Below are 18,967 nucleotides of genomic sequence, written 5' to 3' on the forward strand. Positions count from 1 at the left end.
ATTCACGTCGGGATAATAAAAGTGCTTAACGGAACAGCTGCATTTTTTCTACTAATACATTGGTCACTGCATTATTCGCAGGCACGAGGAAATTACGCACGCTGTCGTTAACTTTGCCTTTTTCAAACGTTGCCTTGCATTGGGCGACCCACTGCACATTCATTTCCGTTCCCACGTTCACTTTTTCGATACCGCTGCCCACCGCCAGGCGCATGTCCTCGTCACTGACCCCGGTACCACCGTGCAGAACCAGCGGCGTAGCCGTGGCAGCCGTAATCTCCGCCAGCCGTTGATGCTGAATATGGGCTTTGCCGGTGTAGAGCCCGTGAACCGTGCCGATGGAAATGGCCAGCATATCCACGCCGGTTTCATTCACAAAACGTTTGGCATCCTCTACCGTGGTGAACGCAATATCGCTCATTTCCACACATTTCCCGTCTTCAGAGCCGCCAATTGCGCCCAGCTCCGCTTCCACAGAGACATTTACGGGCCGGGCCATATCAATCACCCTGCGGGTATTGGCAATATTCTCATCAAGCGGTAAATGTGACCCGTCATACATGACCGAACTAAACCCGGCTTGAATTGCCGTCTGAATCGCGTCTAAATCGGAACAGTGATCCAGGTGCAAACAGGTCGGAATATTTTTACTCTTTGACAGCGATTTAATTGCATCCACCAGTAATTCATGTCCCAAATATTTCGCTGTACCGGTTGAAATTTGAATCATCAATGGGCTGTTGGTATTTTCGGCGGCTTTAAAAAAAGCCGGTAACATTTCCAGGCAGTGTAAATTAAATGACCCTACCGCTTTAAATTGGCGTTCTTTGGCAATTTTCAGCAATTCGGTAAAGTTATAAAGTTTCATGCACGTTTTCCTCACGGGGTTTAGTGGATTTTCCGTTAACAAACCAGGCGATAGCGGTAACAAAAGCAATGAACACGGCAACGAACAGCCAGTTATTCTGGAAAGCATGTCCCAGCACCAGGCCGGTACTGATGACGTCGGAATCGCTGAAGGTCACGCCGGTAAAACCGTAGCTTTCCAGCATCGGCACCAGAATGGCGGGCAGGAAAGTGATAAACAGGCCGTGGACGAATCCGCCGATCATCGCCCCGCGTCGTCCGCCCAGCGCGTTACCGAACACGCCTGCCGTTCCGCCGGCAAAAAAGTTAGTCAGCAGACCGGGCAAAATCATCGCCAGACCAAACATCGGGAAAACCAGCATCCCCACCACAGAGCCCAGTGTTGTCGCGAGAAAGCCGACAATGACCGCGTTTGGCGCATAAGGGAACATAACGGGACAGTCGAGGGCGGGTTTCGCATCCGGCACCAGCCGCATGGCAATACCGCGGAAAGCCGGCACCAGTTCGTTCAGCAGCAGTCGCACGCCGCTGTAGAGCACAAACACGCCTGCCACAAACTGGATGGATTGCATAAAGGCATACATCAGGTAGTTGGTGCCGCTGCTGTACTGGGCGATAAAAGCCGGGCCTGCCGCCACGGCAGGAATCAGGTACATCGGCACCATCACCACCGCCATGGACAGATAGGTGTCCTGCAGAAACTTAAAGTTATCGGGCAGCTTTAAGTCTTCCGTCGAGCGTGAGCCTTTTCCGACCACCTTCGCCACTGCCGCAGTGAGCAGGTAACCAATGGTGCAGAAGTGACCGAGCGCGACATCGTCCGAGTCGGTGATACGACGCACCACCGGCTGCGCCAGCGCTGGCATCACAACAGCCATCACGCCACCAAAAATACCGCCGGTTAAAATGAGCGGTAATCCGGTGAGGCCGGCTTTATAGCCGATAACCGCGCCAATGGTGGCCATCCACAGTAGCGCCTGGCCGGTCAGGAAGATGTATTTAAACGGTGTCAGGCGGGCAATGATGATGTTGACGATGAAGATCACCAGCAGCGTCATGGCCACTTCCGATCCCAACTCGCGGTTTGCCAGTCCGGCAATCGCCGCCACGTCGGTGATGTAGCCCTGCATCCCAAAACCGTGGGTGAAGATGCTGTTAAGGAAGGTCAGCGCGCCCACGATGATGTTGATGCCGGCCATCATGATCAAGAACCCCAACAGGGTTTTAAACGTGCCTTCTACCACCTTGCCGGCAGATTTTTTTTGCAGGACCAGTCCGATTAGCGCAATAAACGCGATCAGAATGGATGCCTGCCCCAGTAAGTCTTTAACCAGAAAATTAATTACACTATTCATGATTAGCAACCTTCACATTACGCTCTTTTAAGAAAGCCACGATTTTTTGCTCAATTTCAGCTTTATCGGTGAGTTTATTTAATATAATTACGCGTTTAATCTGTTCTGGTGTGGCGTCGGCATTTAAGACATCCGCAAAGGCTTTTTGCGTCAGGATCATGTCGGATTTAAATGCGTTAGCTTCTGAAATCGTGGTGTGATCGATGTCGGCGTCAATCTCCAGTTTTTTTAAAACGGCTTTCGCACTCATTTCGATAGCGAAACTTGACCCCAGACCACAACCACAGACACATAAAATTTTCAGCATGTTTTCTCCTCACAATATATGCAGTTGTTTAGCGAGTTTATAATGATGCCCTTCTGTATCGACCAGGCGTTTTTTCATGCTTATTAAGTCAATCGGAATAGGCTTATTACTGCCGTTAATAATCACGGCTTTATTGCGCATTCCGGATTGAATACAACGAACCACTTCACTTGCCATAATGGTGCCCTGATAAATTTCCTCACAGGTGGGATCGCCATTTCGCAGTCCATAGCCGACGATCGTTTTGCGAATGCGCACGCCGATCAACGGTTCAAGCTGCTTAATTAATGTGTCAATCGCCCCCTGAAAGCCCGGTGAATATTCCCGTGTGTAACCTTCTGAGCAGAGGATTACCACGCTGTTTTGTTCGCTGAGGCGCTGAGTGATGCGTTCTGCCAGCACGTTTGTGGGGATCTGGCATTCCGGGATCAGCGCAAAGTCGGCGTTGGATTTGAGCGCTGACTGGAGCGTCAATTCGCCACAGTAGCCGCCGAGCAGTTCCACCATAAATACCCGGCCCGTTAATGCCCGACCGGTGTTTCTGAGCTTTGCCACCTCTTTTAAAACCTGCTCACAGGCGGTGGAAAAGCCCACCGTGTAATCACTGCCGTAGACATCGTTGTCAATCGTCATGCCGATGCCAAAACAGTTCACACCAAATTCACTGAGCGTATGCAGAAATTGCAGCGATCCGTCGCCTCCAGCCAGAATTAATACGTCGATGCGTAATGCTTTTAACTGCCGGGCGATCGTTTCATATTCGCTACGAATTAATTTTCGCGCGGTTCGGCCTGACTGCATTACCGGAAGAGAAGTAATGGAAAAATCCACTAAATCGCGCTGAGAAATTTCCTGGCAGACATTATCCAGCAAGCCTGGAATTCCGCCGTTAAATAATATCATCTCCGCCTGCGTCATCCTGGCTATCTGGAAAATGAAATTATTAATGCCGGTGACGTCGCCGCCGCTAATGACCATTCCGATTCTCATCCTGACATCCTTCTGGCTTAATGCGTCTGAAGCTATTGTTTCGGGATATCAGCTTGGTATTTGCAAGTGAGATCACAAAAACGAGAGGAATTTATGCAGGCAATATATTGACAGCCCCTTGAACCAGCTTATTTATGTGAAACAAATCACATTTACTGATTCAGGAAAGACGATTAGCTTCACGTTATAAAACAACAGGTTAAATACAGGGATCGGAATAACTTTTCTGTCAATACGGCATCACGCCGTTGCCAATAAAATCTCGATGTGAATTTGTGATTCTGACCTCATTTTTTTAGGTTCGGCAGGCGATCTGTTATTTCCGAAACAGATGATGGCGTGGTGAATCCGCAGGAACACCATGATGAGATGCATTTTTTTGCTTGTACTGTCGCAGGGCGAAAGGATGCCGAGGGGTGAGTGGAAGGACGACGAATGGCGCTTAGCCTGGCCGGCGGCGTAATCTGCTGCAAAAAAAAGCCCGACACCTGGGTGCCGGGCCGGAAAAGTAAACGGAATTTACTTGGCGTACGCTTCCGTAGAAATAGTCAGTGTCACGTCATCACTGACTGCTGGGACATATTTGTCCAGTTTGAAGTCAGAACGCTTAATGGTACCGGTGGCGTCAAAACCAATCGCCTGCTTCTTGACCATCGGATGCTCACCCTGCTTATTCAGCGTGGCATGCAGCGTCACAGGTTTGGTAATGCCTTTCAGAGTGAGGTTCCCTTCAACATCAAATTTGTTATCGCCTTTGGCAATAACTTTGGTGCTGCGGAAGGTTGCACTGGGATACCTCGCCACGTCGAAATACTCCGCGCCTTTGAATTCCTTGGTCAGGGCAGGAACATGGCTGTCGATTTTGCTAACCGGTAACGTGACGTCAACGCGCGACTGCTCAGGCTTGCTGCTGTCAAAAACCAGAGAACCTGTCGTGTCTGGAATGTCAGCAGTGGGATGGGAGAAGCCGAAGTGCTCCCAACTTACCACAACAGAGGTATGTTGCGGGTCGAGTTGATAATGCATGGCTTCAGCCTGAGAAACCGGAACATACAGTGCAGCAGCTGCGAGCAGTGGCAGCGTGAAACGTTTTACATTCTTCACTTTTACTTCCTTATTTTATGACATCACCTTGAGTCTGAGCCATATAAGCAGGAAGTAAAAGTGAACAGATTTGGCGTAAACAATCAAAATTATTCAGCAATATCAGTGTGTGATTATTCTAATTCTTACCTTTAGCATACAGGATCTGCCAGCGGTGCCGATCGGTCAGTAAATGCTGCTGTAACTGCTTCACCTCTCCCTCAGTGAGTGCGGCTATCTTCTCCGCCTCCAGGTTTGGCAACCCATTCGCCTGGCGTAACGCCACTTCACGTGCATCTTCTTTCACCTGCAAAAGCGGCGTTTTGAGCGGATCGATTGCCTGCTGGGCAATGTAGATCGCTATGTCACGCAGAAAGTCTTCGCAGTATTGGATCAGGGTCGATGCCGGACAATCCGGTGACTGAAGCGCAAAGAGAAGACCATCGCTATCCGTACTGCGATGGTAGCGGCAACTGACGACGTAGCCGATCGGCTGTTCTACCCGGTAGCGCTGATAAAAGCGCGGCTCACAGATCAGCGCCAGCGCGCGAAGTGCGGCCAGCTGCTGCGGGTCGCCCAGGGGAATAAACAGCAGAACGGCACTGTCATCGCTGGGATGGGGAATACAGGTTTCACCGCCTACGCAGCGGTACTCAGGGCGCGTAGGTGAATTCACCGTCAGCACACTCAACTGCCGGGACACGAGCCGATGCTGTTCGGCATTGCCCCCGAGCAGGACGGCACGCCAGCATTGCGGATTGAGTGACGTCGCCAGCCGGAGCGGCAGCTGGCGCAGCAGTTCGCGTATCGCAATGCCCGGTATCACCGGCGTGGATACGCTGTGTGTCTGCATCAGGCATTGCACAAGCTGCCCCAGTGCCGCACTGAGCAGCGTCTTGTCTGACGGGAGGCGCAGGGTGAGTTGCCAGACGCCCTGCACCTCACGCCACTCTCCGCTGCCGGAAAAATGCCGCAGCACCGCAAACACGGGGCGTAACTCAGGCTCGCAGGCCGCGCCGGCTGCCCATGTTGTATAAAGTTCAGGACGCAGCACCAGCGTGCCCTGCGTCTCATCCGGTGTGATATGGGGTAACACGGCCTGACCGGTCGGCTCTGCACGCAGCGGCAAGAGATTCGGCTGCGGGTAAAATGTCCACCTGACGGGCGGGCAATTCATCACGGGCTTTTGCCAGGCTGTCAGTGACAGGTCATAACCCTGAACCCTGTGCGTTTCACCTTTAACCTCGGCGGCGCACATCAGCGTGGTCGCCGTGGCGGCGTGCATTTCGTTCAGTAAGGCGTCCAGGTCGGGACAGTCGCCCACGGCCGCAAAGCCCAGCGCGCGCGCCTGAAGTTGCTGCAGGGGCGACTGTGCGGCCAGGCGCTGCTGCGCCAGCTGCCAGTAGTGCTGCCGCTGCACCGGCGTGGTATGGCGCAGCGCCTCAAGAAAGGACGCGATCAGGGGCGGAACAGCGGACGGATCCTCCGTGACGAACGTGACCGCCACCCACATGTCCGCGTCCGACTGATAAAGCCATTTCACGTCAGGCTGGCTGGCGCGCGTGCGTGCATACAGCGTTTCCAGCAGCCCGCCTGGGGCATCATCAAGCAAAAACTCGCGCAGTAAAGTGACGCCGTCACGAAATTGCGCGGGTAAAATCCAGCTTTGCCAGAGTACTGATGGCCCTTCCTGCTGTAACGCCAGCGCCCTGTTGGGCGAAAGCGTTACCGGGGCATCGGGCCGCCTGGCACTGTTGCGTGGCTGAAACGCAGCGGCAAACGCCTTCGCCAACGCGGTGAGCTGTTCCAGCGACTGTGGGCCCTGCAGCCACAGCGTCAGGTTGTCTGAGTGAAAGAAGCGCTGATGAAAAGCCCGAAGCGCCGCCTGCAAATCAGTGACGTTGTCACCGAACGACATCCTGTTCCCTACATGAAAGCGTTTAAACTGCGCCGGAGACGTCACTGGCGTAAACATGGCGGCTTCCGCGCGGGCCGCAGCATGGCGCTGCAGCAGGCGGTACTCTGCATCAATCACCGCGATTTCCTGGCTGATGGCCTCGCGGGTCAGGCTCGGCGCACTCAGCATATCCTGCAGGCGCAACAGGCCTTCACTGAAGTTGTCGGGGGTGACCTCAAAAAACCAGGCGCTTTCGCGTGCCTGGGTGGTAGCATTCACCTGTCCGCCGTTCGCCTGAACCCAACTCATCAGCCGCCCATCATGCGGCCAGCGCTGACTGCCGGTAAAAAGCAGGTGCTCCAGCAAATGCGCGAGTCCAGGCCAGCGCTCTGGCTCGTCATGGCTGCCTGCCGCCACTTTGACCAGCGCCGCCGCCTGGGTGGCGTCCGGCTGGTGGCACAGCGTTACGTTCAGTCCATTGAGTTGCAGGCAGCGTGAATGCATTACAGAATCCGCGTTTTATAGATCAGCTGAGAATTGCTGCGATTGCGGAACTGAAGCTGACCAATTTTAATGTCGCTGCAGTCGGCTTCACGGCGGGCATCAAGGATTTTGCCATGGTGCGGCGATTTGCTGCAAACCGGATCGGCATTGTCTGCATCGCCGGTAAGCATAAAGGCCTGACAGCGACAGCCGCCAAAATCTTTCTCTTTTTCGTCACAGGAGCGACAGGGTTCCGGCATCCAGTCATAGCCGCGATAGCGGTTGAAGCCAAACGAGTGGTACCAGATATCCTCCAGGCTCTGTTCAAGCACAGAGGGAAAAGCCACCGGCAGCTGGCGTGCGCTGTGGCACGGAAGCGCGGTGCCATCGGGCGTGACGCTCAGGAAGATCGCGCCCCAACCGCCCATGCAGGGCTTGGGACGTTCTTCATAATAGTCAGGCGTCACGAACAGCAGATTGGTGAGGCTACCGCTGTCGCTCATGCGCGCACGGTACTGATTCACGATGCCTTCGGCCCGGGCGATCTGCTCACGGGTAGGCAGCAATCCCTCACGGTTTAACTGCGCCCAGCCGTAAAACTGACAGGTCGCCAGCTCCACATCATCGGCTTCAAGCTCGATGCACAGGTCGATAATCTTATCGATCTGATCGATATTGTGACGATGCAGCACGAAGTTCAGCACCATGGGATAGCCGTGGGCTTTGACCGCGCGCGCCATCTCCAGCTTCTGCTGAAACGCCTTCTTAGAGCCGGCCAGCGCCGCGTTAAGGGTTCCATCACTGGCCTGGAAACTGATCTGAATATGATCCAGTCCCGCGTCGCTGAAAGCCTCAAGCTTTTTCTCCGTCAGGCCAATCCCGGAGGTAATCAGGTTGGTATAAAAACCTAAGTCACGTGCCGCTTTGATCAGGTCGGGCAGGTCTTTGCGCGTTAACGGCTCCCCGCCGGAAAAGCCGAGCTGAACGCTGCCCATGGCGCGTGCCTGGCGAAAGACGTCGATCCACTGTTCAGTGCTCAGCTCTTTTTCCTGCTGGGCAAAATCCAGTGGATTTGAGCAGTACGGGCACTGGAGCGGACAGCGGTACGTCAGCTCGGCCAGCAGCCACAGGGGCGGATTGACGCCGGGTTTATGCTGGTTCACGGAACTGTATCCACTTCTGTTCATAGGCTGACTGCAGGAATTCTTTGACATCCTCGCCCACACCGCCGGCCTCGGGGAAACGCGCATCCAGAATGGCAATGATCGCGGCGATATCCTGCTTGCCGTCAACCAGCTCCAGAATGGCGGCGGCGGTTTCATTGAGTTTCGCCATGCCTTCCGGGTAAAGCACGACGTGGCTGTCCTGTGCCGCTTCCCATTGCATACGGTAGCCCCGGCGAAAGGCGGCAATTGTGTGTTCGTTCATCGTTATACCAGTCGGGTTGTGTGCCAGGCCGCTTTATCCGTCACGCTATGATAAGGCGGGCGTTGAAGTTCGTAAGCCATGGTCATGGCATCCAGCATTGTCCACAGAATGTCCAGCTTGAACTGCAGGATCTCCAGCATGCGGTTCTGTTTTTCGGCGGTGTCGCAAAACGCCAGCGCCAGCGCCAGGCCGTGCTCCACGTCGCGGTTGGCCTGACTCAGGCGGCTACGGAAATAGAAGTAACCTTCTTCTTTGATCCACGGATAGTGCTGCGGCCAGCTGTCGAGCCGCGACTGATGAATCTGAGGCGCAAACAGCTCGGTCAGCGAGCTGCAGGCCGCTTCCTGCCAGTTCGCGCGACGGGCAAAACTGACATAGGCATCAACCGCAAACCGGACACCCGGCAGGACATGCTGCTCCGAGACCAGTTCATCCCGGCTTAAGCCCACCGCTTCGCCCAGGCGTAACCAGGCCTCAATGCCGCCATCTTCGCCCTGGCTACCATCATGATCCAGGATGCGTTGTACCCATTTACGTCGGGTTGCCGGATCGGGGCAGTTGGCCATGATCGCCGCGTCTTTCAGCGGAATGCTGGTCTGGTAGTAAAAGCGATTCGCCACCCATCCCTGAATCTGCTCAGGCGTGGCCTGACCTTTATGCATCGCAATATGGTACGGGTGATGAATATGGTAGTAGGCGCCTTTATCACGCAGCGCCTGTTCAAAGGCCTGCGGCGACAGGGTTTCCGTAATCAGCATCGTTTAGTCCTGAAGATGTATCGCCATCCCGTCGTGACTCACCTCAATGCCCTGTTGTGTCAGGTACTGCCGCTGAGGTGACTGTTCGTTGAGAACGGGATTCGTGTTGTTAATATGGATTAAAATCTTTCGTTTTGCTGGCAGACGGGCGAGCAGTGCCATCAGCCCCTGCTCTTCGGCCAGCGCCAGGTGGCCCATGGCCTTGCCGGTATTTTTACCCACGCCCGCGGTCAGTAATTCATCATCCTGCCATACCGTACCATCAATCAGCAGGCAGTCGGCCTGCTCAAGCCAGGGCAGGATCACCGCATCCGGCTCCCCAAGCCCCGGGGCATACAGGAGCGTCTGGCCGTTGGCGCGGTTTTCAATAAACAGCGCGACGTTGTGGCCCGGTAACGGACGGTCACGGTAAGGGGAATACGGCGGTGCATTGCTGAGGATCGGGATAGCGGTAAACTGGAGATCCGGACACACATCCACGTTAAACGGCGTTAACGGACGAATGGGCCGGTGTTGAAGTCCGCCATTCCAGTGTTTCAGCATGGTAAACACCGGGAAACCGGTCGTCAGATCGTCATGCACTTCGGGTGTACACCACACCTGATGCGGGCAGCCCTCACGCAGGCTGAGCAGCCCGGTGGTGTGGTCAATCTGACTGTCGGTAAGAATAATGCCGCCGATCGCGGTCCCGCGCAGAACGCCCTTTTTCACTAATTCAGGCGTGTGCAGTATTTGCTGGCTGATGTCAGGTGAGGCATTGCAGAGAACCCAGTCTTCACCGTTATCACTGATGATGATGGAGGACTGGGTACGCGGGCTGGCCTGCAGAGTCCCGTTACGCACACCATCACAGTTGGGGCAGTTGCAATTCCACTGAGGGAATCCACCGCCTGCAGCCGATCCAAGGACTTTAATAAACATGAAAGGAACCAGGTGTTGAAACAAAATGCCCGCACAGACGGCGGGCAAGTGATTAGCGGTTGGAGATGTACAGCGTCACTTCCAGACCGAGGCGCAGGTCAACAAACGTTGGTTTTTTCCACATAACTTTCTTCCTTATAGATTGAGATAAACAGACAAATAAATGACTGCAAGACAGCATTGTGACAGGGGTTAAAATGCGAACCTTGTCACACTATTTTCACGCAGACGGCCAGGTGAAATCAATGAAAAGCCCGTAAGAAAACGTGTTAGTGCAGTCCGGTGTGTTGCAAAACCCGCAGCCAGTTTCCCCACGTTAATTTTTCCAGCATGCGTTGATCATAGCCCGAGTCGCGAAAAACGGCGAGCAATCGCGGCAGACCGCTGACGTCACCTAACGCCTCAGGCGGCGAGATCCCGTCAAAGTCTGAACCGAATGCCACGTGATCTTCGCCCATTATGTTAATTAAGTGATCGCAATGTTTGACGATTTCTGTCAGATCGGTATCGCTGTCGCGTTTTCCATCAGCACGAAGGAACGCATTGCCAAAGTTTATGCCAACCAGCCCACCGCTGGCATGGATCGCCTTAAGCTGGTTATCGGTCAGGTTGCGCGGCTGAGCACATAAAACGTGAGCATTAGAGTGGCTGGCCACCAGCGGCGCATCGGAAAGCCGGACCGTATCCCAGAAGGCTTTTTCATTCATATGCGACACATCAATCATCATGTTTAAGGCAGCGGCCTGCCTGATAAGCGCTTCCCCTTCTGCCGTCAGGCCTGGCCCCGTATCCGGCGAACCTGGAAAACTGCCGTTAACCCCTTCGCCGAAGCGATTTTTCAGATTCCAGAATGGGCCGATAGAGCGAACACCTGCCTGGTAGAAGGCGTTTAGCGTTTCGCCCTCCGCATCCAGCGCGTCGGCCCCTTCAATATGCGCCACCAGCGCCAGCACGCCCTCAGCACGGCAGGCTTCAATCTCTGCAGCGCTGTGGCATAGCCTGGCACGGCCCGCTGACTGCGCAGCGATCTGCTGCAGTATCGCCAGCTGCTGCCACATGATTGTCAGCGGATCATAGGGTTCTTGCGCGGCGCGAGCCGGGGCGACCTGAGCGAGATAGTCCTGCGGCGGCACAAAAACAGCAAACAGCCCACCGGCAAAACCGCCCTGCTGCATACGAGGAAAGTCGAGGTGACCTTTTGGCACGCCCGCATAGAAAGCCTCTGCGGGCGCATCGCGATGGTACAGCCACAGATTGAGTAACAGATCGTTGTGCCCGTCGAAAACCAGCATAGGGAAACCACCTTGAGAAGCATCAGGTTATGCTACCGCTCTCTTTCCCCTTCAGCAAACGCCTGCGCACTCAGCGCCACAAGGCGTCAACAAAATTGTCACTTTTGCGCTTCAGGTTGTCAGTTTTCCGCGCGCGGCGGGCGTAACGCCACGCCACACTGGATTAACACCTACAAGGAGATGACTATGTTGATGCATCCGGCTGAGAAATATCGTCCGTTCCCGTCCGTTGATCTGGCCTCTCGCCAGTGGCCTTCACAGCAGATCACCCGCGCGCCGCGCTGGCTGTCTACCGACCTGCGGGATGGCAATCAGGCCCTGGCAGAACCGATGAATCGTGCGCAGAAACTGCAGTTCTGGCAATTATTACTGGACTGCGGCGTTAAAGAGATTGAAGCCGCCTTTCCTTCTGCCTCGCAAACGGATTTTGACTTTGTGCGGGATCTTATCGAACAAAAGCGCATTCCTGATGACGTGACGTTGCAGGTGTTAACGCCAGCACGTCACGACCTGATTGACAGAACATTCTGCGCACTGGAGGGCGCACCGCGCGCCATTGTGCATTTGTATAATGCCACCGCCCCCTTATTTCGCGAACGCGTGTTTAATCAGAGTAAAACACAGATCGTGGCGCTGGCGACCACGAGCGCAAGACAGATTCGTGCTGCATGTGAGGCCGCGCCTGACACACAGTGGAGCTTTGAATATTCACCCGAAACCTTCTGTTTTACAGAGCCGGCCTTCGCGCTGGAGATATGTGAGGCGGTAGCAGAGGTCTGGCAACCCAGCCCGGAACGTCCCATGATCATCAACCTGCCCGCCACTGTTGAAGTAAATACGCCCAACGTCTATGCCGATCAGATAGAGTTTTTCTGCCGTCACTTTAGCCGACGCGACGCGGTATGTATCAGCGTTCATCCTCATAACGACAGAGGAACGGGCGTCGCCTGCGCGGAACTGGCCCTGCTGGCAGGCGCGGATCGGATTGAAGGCTGCCTGTTTGGCAATGGTGAACGTACAGGTAACGTTGATTTGGTGACGTTGGCGTTAAATCTTTATACCCAGGGCATTGCGCCGGGACTGGACTTTAGTGATATGGCGCGGGTTATTGAGGTGGTGACCGACTGCAATAAACTGCCGGTTCATCCCCGTCATCCCTATGCCGGTGAGCTGGTATTTACCGCTTTTTCCGGCTCGCATCAGGATGCGATCAAGAAGGGATTCGCTTACCGCCGCCAGCATAAGGAAACGCAGTGGCAGATCCCCTATTTGCCGCTCGATCCTGCCGATATCGGCTGCAGTTACGAAGCTGTAATTCGGGTAAACAGCCAGTCGGGTAAAAGCGGCGCCGCCTGGTTGCTGGAGCAAAATCATGGCCTGCAACTTCCCCGCCCTCTGCAGCAGGATTTCAGCCGTTGCGTTCAGCAGGAGAGCGATCTGCACGGTAAAGAAATGACGCAGCACGCTGTCTGGCAGCTTTTCTGCCGTCACTATCAGATTGAGCATCCCGCTCTGCGCCTGATGGAAGCGCACAGTCAAAGCGAGTCGGGCGAGCAGACGCAACTGCGTGCCCACGTCCATCATCAGGGCCGCACTCTGCGTCTGACAGGCCGCGGTAATGGCCTGCTTTCTGCCGCTGTGACGTCACTCCGTCAATCCCTCGACCTGGCGCTGACCATTGAAGATTATCATGAGCATACGCTGGGAAAACGTAGCGACAGCCGCTCAGTTGCCTATGTCAGCTGCATCAACCTTCAGGGCGAACGCCACTGGGGCGTCAGCATCGACAATGATACGTCGCGCGCCGCACTGCAGGCGTTGCTTAACGCGGCAAGCCACTTTCTGCCGCAGGAAAATAGTCCGTTGGCGATACACCCAGCAGACGGCGAAACATGGCGCTAAAGGCACTCGGGCTTTCATAGCCCAGATCCAAAGCCACGCGCAATACGCTGTCGCCCTGCGCCAGACGCGTCAGGGCAACAGCCACGCGCGCCCGCCGGACCCAGTCACTGAACTGCAGGCCGGTTTCACGCACGAAATGGCGAGCCAGCGTCCGGCCAGACAGGTTGAGCCTGGTGCTGGCCGCCGCCAGAGACCAGTCGCCCGCCAGATCGGCCTGAATCTGCATGCACAGCGCCCGTAAACGTGGGCTCTGAGGCAGGGGCAACGCATAAGGCAGCGCATCCATGCCGCGAATTTCATCCAGAATCAATTCATAAATCCGCTCGCTACGGCTGGCTGGCGCATAGGACACGGGCAAATCGATGGCGTGGATGATCAGCTCGCGCAGCAGCGCTGAAATCTGCACGACCTGGCAGCTGGCGGGAAGATCGGCCCTGGCAAGGGGATCGATAAACAGCGTGCGTGCGGCGACTGCGCCGGTAATGTACAAGCGATGACGGGTAAAAGCGGGCAGCCAGACGCCACGACTTGGCGGTACGGTCCAGCTGCCCTGTTCTGTTTCCACGCGCACGACGCCGCTCAGCGTATGAATAAGCTGCGCGCAGCTGTGATGGTGCCAGGGTTCTGTCGCACCATGCGAATAGTCGTGCGCCAGCGGCACCAGCGGGCGCGTGCTGAAATCAAAACTGACCCTTGAACTCATTGCGACTTAAGATATTTATAGATCACGGCTAAGTCCTCTTCACCATGACCGGCTTCCACGGCCTGCTGCCAGACGCTGGCGATATTTTCCAGCGCGGGCAATGAACTGTCTGAGGCGTCCAGTGCCAGCTTCGCGTCTTTAAGCGCCCATTGCAGATTCATCTGCGGGGTATAATCATCGCTGGCCATCATGCCCAGCTTCATTTTGGCATAAGGCGCCGCCAGCGGGCCACCGTCCAGCACCTGCCACAGATCGTCGGTTGAGAAACCAAACTGGTCGGCAAGCCGGGTACTTTCGGCCAGGCTCTGCATCAGACCAATCAGCCAGCTGTTGATGACCAGCTTCATGCGCGAGCTCTTGCCCGCCTCACCCAGCCACTGCGTTCCTTTACCTATCGCGTCGAAGACGGCCTCTGCGGCCTGAGCACGGGACCGATCGCCACTGGCCATCACCAGAATCTGGGCGTTCTCTGCGGGCGCCTTGGTGCCGGAAACCGGCGCGTCGATAAACACCACATCGGGACGAGCCTGAGCAAAGAAAGTGATCAGCGCATCCGTTTTTTCAACGCCGATCGTGCCCATCTGGCAAAGCGTTGCGCCCTGTTTCAGCGCCGCTTTCGCCTCGTGCAGGACCTGCTCTGTGGTCTCGCCGTCGGACAACATGGCAATTACCACGTCCGCCTTCTGAACGGCTTCCGCTGCGGAATCGGTTAACGTCAGCCCCGCCGCAATCAAATCTTCCCCCCGCGCACGGGTGCGGTTCCAGCCGTACACCCTGAACCCCTTTTTCAGTAAATTAGCGGCAAAGGCATGCCCCATCGCCCCTAATCCCAGTACTGCAACATCAGGTTGTTTCATGCTGATTTCCTTCGTTCTGATTATGGGTATCCGTCTTCTGATTACCTGACGGCGCAGGCTCAAATGTAGCATCTGTTACCCGGCGCGTCCCGTCGGCACGCCGTGACCCGCGCGTAACGGGCCATGAAGACACCGTGGCCCGACAGGCCTCTTCGCGGGGGCGAGCCGGTCAGAGAATAACAAAGTTGGCGACGATGCGATCACATAAACCGGCCAATCATTTACGCTTTCCAAACCTCTGACAAAACCAGTAACATGTGTCGCGATTGTTCCAGTTGGTTCATTTAGTACCACCATTTTCGCGACCTGCCGATAGCCACCGTTGTTTTCGTCACTCTGGCAGGCGACATATACCCAGGGATCCACGCTTTCAGGCCAAATACCGATGAATATTAAGCGATCACGCCAGGCAAGCCTGCCGTTATTAGTGCTGCCTGCACTCTTTCCACTGCCGCTGTTTGCGGCAGATGGCGGTAATACCCTTGTTGTCAGCGCCGCGCCGCCAGAAAAAGGCCTTAATGAACTTGATACGCCTGCCGCCGTGAGCGTGGTAAACGGCGACGATATGCGTCAGGCCGCCCCGCGCGTTAACCTGTCAGAAAACCTGACCAGCGTACCGGGGTTGCAGATCCAAAACAGACAAAATTATGCACAGGACCTGCAGTTGTCCGTGCGCGGCTTTGGTTCCCGTTCGACTTACGGGGTCCGTGGCCTGCGCATTTATGTCGATGGCATTCCGGCCACCATGCCGGATGGTCAGGGACAAACGTCCAATATTGATATCGGTTCGGTCGATCGGGTGGAGGTGCTGCGTGGGCCGTTTTCTGCGCTGTATGGCAATGCCTCCGGCGGCGTCATTAACGTTACCACTCAGACCGGTCAGCAGCCCCCCACGGTTGAAGCAGGCAGTTGGTTTGGCAGATACGGTAGCTGGCGCAACAGCGTGAAAGTCAGCGGCGCCACCGGCGACGGCACAAAAGCCGGCGATGTTAATTACACGCTTTCCGCCTCGCGCTTTACCACTCACGGTTATCGCGACCACAGCGCCGCGCAAAAAAATCTGGGTAACGCAAAGCTGGGCGTACGCATTGATGACGTCAGCACCCTGACCTTACTGTTTAATAGCGTACATATCGACGCGCAGGACCCGGGTGGGTTGACGCCTGACCAGTGGCGCGCGAATCCCCGTCAGGTTGTCAGTAATGTCTCACTTTACAACACCCGCAAAACCGTCGATCAAACCCAGGGCGGCCTGCACTATCAGCGTAGGATGAGCGAAAACGACGACCTGAGCGTGATGATGTATGCCGGGATGCGTGAAACGACGCAGTTCCAGTCCATTCCTGCCAACGTGCAGCGAAGCCCATCGCATCCCGGCGGCGTGATCGCGTTGACCCGCCACTATCAGGGCATTGATACCCGCTGGACACACCGTGATGATCTGTTTTCGGTTCCGGTCACGCTGACTGCCGGGCTGGATTACGAAACCATGAGCGAACAGCGCAAAGGTTTTGAGAATTTCACTACGGCCAACGGCGTGACGCAGTTCGGTGAGCAGGGAAATATGCGGCGCAACGAACGTAACCTGATGTGGAATCTTGATCCCTATTTGCAGACCACCTGGCAGCTCAGTCAAAAATGGTCGCTGGATGCAGGCGTCCGTTTCAGTACGGTCAGTTTTGACTCCAACGACTTTTACATCACGCCAGGCAACGGCGATGACAGTGGCGATGCCCGTTATCACAAATGGCTGCCCGCCGCCGCGCTGAAGTATGCGTTTGACGACAGCTGGAATGCCTATTTATCTGCCGGCCGTGGATTTGAAACCCCGACGATTAATGAGCTGTCCTATCGTTCAGACGATCAGTCCGGCCTGAATCTGGGGCTGAAACCCGCGACCAGCGACACGGTTGAGTTAGGCAGCAAAAAACGTCTGGGCAATGGCCTGCTCAGCGCTGCCGTTTTCCAGACCGATACTCAGGATGAAATTGTTGTCGACAGCAGCAGCGGCGGACGCACCACTTACAAAAATGCCGGAGAAACCCGTCGGCGTGGCCTCGAACTGGCGTTCGATCAGCAGGTTAACTACGACTGGCGACTGAAAATGGCCTATACGCTGCTGGATGCGCGCTACCGCAGTAATGCCTGCGGCAACGCCAGCTGCGACGGCAACCGTATTCCGGGCATTGCGCGCAATATGCTGTATACCGGGCTGGCTTATGCGCCTGAAGAAGGCTTTTATGCCGGAGCGGAATGGCGTTATATGAGCAACATCGCAGCGGATGACAGCAATGCTGTCCGTGCGCCTTCCTATGCCATCACCTCGGTCAACAGCGGCTATAAGTGGCTTGTCGATGCCTGGACGCTGGATTTGTTTGGTCGGGTGGATAACCTGTTTGACCGCAACTACGTTGGCTCGGTGATCGTCAATGAAAGCAACGGTCGCTACTTTGAACCGGCTCCGGGGCGCAACTACAGCGTGGGCCTGACGGTCAGTTACGCTTTCCATTAGTGAACATGGCCGCCGCCTGAGCACAACGCGGCGGCGCAGCGTGGCGACCTCTCAGGTTATTCTCATCGCGCCTGGCACAATCCCCTGACGCATTACCCTCTTTCGCCGTCAACGTCGGCCTCCAGAATACCTATTTGCGAAAGCACTCGAATTTTTGTTCAAAACTCGCTCAAACAAAGTCCACGATCCTAAAATCCATGCAGTAACGTAACGACATCATAAGGAGCACGCACGTTGAGCAGTAAAATCTGTTTCAGTCGTGCCTTTAATCAGGATGTTACCAATGCGAAAAAAGAGGCGGAGGAAGGTCCAGTGTACATCACCGATCACGATAAACCCGCGCATGTCCTGTTAACGGTTGAGGCATATCCGAGGTTAACAGGCGGTAAAAAAAACTGGCCATGACGCTGGCAATGCCTGAAACGGCAGATGTCGATTTCGAACCTGAACGGCCTGTCATCACCGGACGAGATGCCGGCTTCTGATGCGTTATCTGCCGGATAACCCGATCCTTTCTGGGTTGCGTAAGGCAGGCACGCCGCGTATTGATCCCAATGTCCTGGCATGGGCTAATGCTATTGACCTTGACAGCACGTTCATTTCAGCGCTGACGCGGCTGGAAACAGAGACAGGTATTTTGCGTCTTGAAGGGCTGAATGGGGAGCAGGCATAACGTTTGCACCACGAGTATCAGACGCAGGAGCTTGAGGCGGGTCGCCAGCGAAGGTTGCCGATTGATGGCCTGTTCGCAGGCCGGTGCGCCATGCTGCACCTGCCCGACTGACGTTCCGCAACCGATGCGCTGATTGCGGCAACGGCGCTACAGCACGATGTCATTCAGGTCACGCGTAACCTGAACGATTTCCAGGGACTGGGCGTGATGCTGCTCAATCCCAGGCCTGCCTGACAGGGTTTACAGCGCGTTCAGTTTGGCAATCACATCATTATAGCTGCCCGTTTCACCAAGGCGGGGAAAGACGCGCTTGATGCTGTTTTCGTGCGTATCACTATTGAGATCGGTCATCGCATCCACTGCAAGCGTGACGTTGTAACCTGATGCGTACGCCTCACGCGCCGTCGATTCCACGCCAATACTGGTTGCAATGCCGCAAATGACCACCTGGGTAATGCCACGCTTTTGCAGTTCATCATGCAGCGCGGTGTCATGAAACGCGCCCCAGGTTTTTTTGGTGATGGTCAGATCGTTATGCTGCGGTGTCATGGCGGGCACCAGGGTCGCCCAGTTTGCAGGCAGCTCGCCTTCGTGACGCGGCTGTTCATTGCGACCAGGCGCACCGCCTGCCACGTTGACGAGCACGACGGGCAGATCCTTTTCACGGAAGGCGCTGGCAAGCCGCGCGCAGCGTTCAATCACCGGCTGTGGCTCGTGCACAACTGGCAGCGCGACAATCCCCTCTTGCAGATCGATGACGATCAGAGCGGTTTTCGCATCAAGTGTGGTTATAGCCATAGTCATTCCTCACAAATCGGTAACAGATAAAGCGTCAGTATGGCGCAGACGGCGGGCGTTGATACAGCCTGCAAAGCGCGCCATACAAGGGAAACGAAGTATACAAATGCCGGTCGGGCCTGAACAGACGCGGCTGGTTTC

At 55.4% G+C, this 18,967-nt stretch carries 18 protein-coding genes; 3 read left to right on the forward strand and 15 right to left on the reverse strand.

Annotated features, from left to right (window positions below):
• Nucleotides 1-25 precede the first annotated feature (25 nt).
• From NXS97_RS03090 to NXS97_RS03145, 12 genes are all read right to left on the reverse strand, one after another.
• A complete protein-coding gene (locus NXS97_RS03090) occupies nt 26-868 on the reverse strand; it encodes a class II fructose-bisphosphate aldolase (RefSeq protein ID WP_014605870.1) in 843 nt (280 codons plus the stop codon).
• Nucleotides 855-2,222: a PTS sugar transporter subunit IIC gene (locus tag NXS97_RS03095; RefSeq protein WP_014593681.1), complete on the reverse strand. Its 1,368-nt coding sequence runs from the start codon at nt 2,220-2,222 to the stop codon at nt 855-857. Before NXS97_RS03095 ends, NXS97_RS03090 begins: the two co-directional genes overlap by 14 nt.
• Nucleotides 2,215-2,529: a PTS sugar transporter subunit IIB gene (locus NXS97_RS03100; RefSeq protein ID WP_013025738.1), complete on the reverse strand. Its 315-nt coding sequence runs from the start codon at nt 2,527-2,529 to the stop codon at nt 2,215-2,217. The genes NXS97_RS03095 and NXS97_RS03100 overlap by 8 nt, the downstream gene beginning before the upstream one ends.
• A gap of 9 nt (nt 2,530-2,538) precedes the next feature.
• Entirely contained in the window at nt 2,539-3,519 is a 981-nt protein-coding gene (locus NXS97_RS03105) for a 6-phosphofructokinase (RefSeq protein ID WP_014593680.1), read from the reverse strand.
• A gap of 519 nt (nt 3,520-4,038) precedes the next feature.
• Nucleotides 4,039-4,623 carry a YceI family protein gene (locus NXS97_RS03110; protein ID WP_014605872.1) on the reverse strand — a complete coding sequence of 195 codons (585 nt, stop codon included), beginning with the start codon at nt 4,621-4,623 and terminating at the stop codon, nt 4,039-4,041.
• 118 nt (nt 4,624-4,741) lie between these two features.
• Nucleotides 4,742-7,003, reverse strand: coding sequence for a pyrroloquinoline quinone biosynthesis protein PqqF (pqqF, locus tag NXS97_RS03115; protein ID WP_116219721.1), 2,262 nt, complete (start codon nt 7,001-7,003; stop codon nt 4,742-4,744).
• Nucleotides 7,003-8,145: a pyrroloquinoline quinone biosynthesis protein PqqE gene (gene pqqE, locus NXS97_RS03120; RefSeq protein ID WP_041455895.1), complete on the reverse strand. Its 1,143-nt coding sequence runs from the start codon at nt 8,143-8,145 to the stop codon at nt 7,003-7,005. The genes pqqF and pqqE overlap by 1 nt, the downstream gene beginning before the upstream one ends.
• Nucleotides 8,132-8,410: a pyrroloquinoline quinone biosynthesis peptide chaperone PqqD gene (gene pqqD / locus NXS97_RS03125; protein WP_013025733.1), complete on the reverse strand. Its 279-nt coding sequence runs from the start codon at nt 8,408-8,410 to the stop codon at nt 8,132-8,134. The genes pqqE and pqqD overlap by 14 nt, the downstream gene beginning before the upstream one ends.
• 2 nt (nt 8,411-8,412) lie before the next feature.
• Entirely contained in the window at nt 8,413-9,168 is a 756-nt protein-coding gene (pqqC, locus tag NXS97_RS03130) for a pyrroloquinoline-quinone synthase PqqC (RefSeq protein ID WP_014605874.1), read from the reverse strand.
• 3 nt (nt 9,169-9,171) lie between these two features.
• The gene (pqqB, locus tag NXS97_RS03135) at nt 9,172-10,089 is read right to left on the reverse strand and encodes a pyrroloquinoline quinone biosynthesis protein PqqB (RefSeq protein ID WP_014593676.1); all 918 of its coding nucleotides are present in this window, start codon (nt 10,087-10,089) and stop codon (nt 9,172-9,174) included.
• Between the two features lie 52 nt (nt 10,090-10,141).
• On the reverse strand, nt 10,142-10,213 hold the full coding sequence (gene pqqA, locus NXS97_RS03140) for a pyrroloquinoline quinone precursor peptide PqqA (protein ID WP_009090272.1): 72 nt from the start codon (nt 10,211-10,213) through the stop codon (nt 10,142-10,144).
• A 145-nt stretch (nt 10,214-10,358) separates the two neighbouring features.
• Complete coding sequence (locus NXS97_RS03145) at nt 10,359-11,381, reverse strand: dipeptidase (RefSeq protein WP_014605875.1); 1,023 nt, start codon at nt 11,379-11,381, stop codon at nt 10,359-10,361.
• A 186-nt stretch (nt 11,382-11,567) separates the two neighbouring features.
• Between NXS97_RS03145 and leuA the strand changes: the two genes are divergently transcribed.
• Nucleotides 11,568-13,283, forward strand: a complete 1,716-nt coding sequence (leuA, locus tag NXS97_RS03150; protein ID WP_259231692.1) for a 2-isopropylmalate synthase — start codon at nt 11,568-11,570, stop codon at nt 13,281-13,283.
• Here leuA and NXS97_RS03155 read toward each other — a convergent pair.
• Both NXS97_RS03155 and NXS97_RS03160 read right to left on the reverse strand, forming a co-directional pair.
• Complete coding sequence (locus NXS97_RS03155) at nt 13,204-13,986, reverse strand: helix-turn-helix domain-containing protein (RefSeq protein ID WP_104933367.1); 783 nt, start codon at nt 13,984-13,986, stop codon at nt 13,204-13,206. The two genes, leuA and NXS97_RS03155, sit on opposite strands and share 80 nt — an antisense overlap.
• Entirely contained in the window at nt 13,983-14,843 is an 861-nt protein-coding gene (locus NXS97_RS03160) for an NAD(P)-dependent oxidoreductase (RefSeq protein WP_116219718.1), read from the reverse strand. Before NXS97_RS03160 ends, NXS97_RS03155 begins: the two co-directional genes overlap by 4 nt.
• A gap of 385 nt (nt 14,844-15,228) precedes the next feature.
• Here NXS97_RS03160 and pqqU point away from each other — a divergent pair, with 385 nt between their 5' ends.
• Together pqqU and NXS97_RS03175 are read left to right on the forward strand one after the other, a co-directional pair.
• The gene (pqqU, locus tag NXS97_RS03165) at nt 15,229-17,355 is read left to right on the forward strand and encodes a TonB-dependent receptor PqqU (protein ID WP_259231693.1); all 2,127 of its coding nucleotides are present in this window, start codon (nt 15,229-15,231) and stop codon (nt 17,353-17,355) included.
• A 484-nt stretch (nt 17,356-17,839) separates the two neighbouring features.
• Nucleotides 17,840-18,028: a hypothetical protein gene (locus NXS97_RS03175; RefSeq protein ID WP_234033877.1), complete on the forward strand. Its 189-nt coding sequence runs from the start codon at nt 17,840-17,842 to the stop codon at nt 18,026-18,028.
• Between the two features lie 240 nt (nt 18,029-18,268).
• Here NXS97_RS03175 and NXS97_RS03180 read toward each other — a convergent pair whose 3' ends face one another.
• The gene (locus tag NXS97_RS03180; protein ID WP_014605880.1) at nt 18,269-18,826 is read right to left on the reverse strand and encodes an isochorismatase family protein; all 558 of its coding nucleotides are present in this window, start codon (nt 18,824-18,826) and stop codon (nt 18,269-18,271) included.
• Nucleotides 18,827-18,967 lie beyond the last annotated feature (141 nt).

This window comes from Pantoea sp. B623 (assembly GCF_024814475.1).
GTDB classification, from domain to species: Bacteria; Pseudomonadota; Gammaproteobacteria; order Enterobacterales; family Enterobacteriaceae; genus Pantoea; species Pantoea ananatis.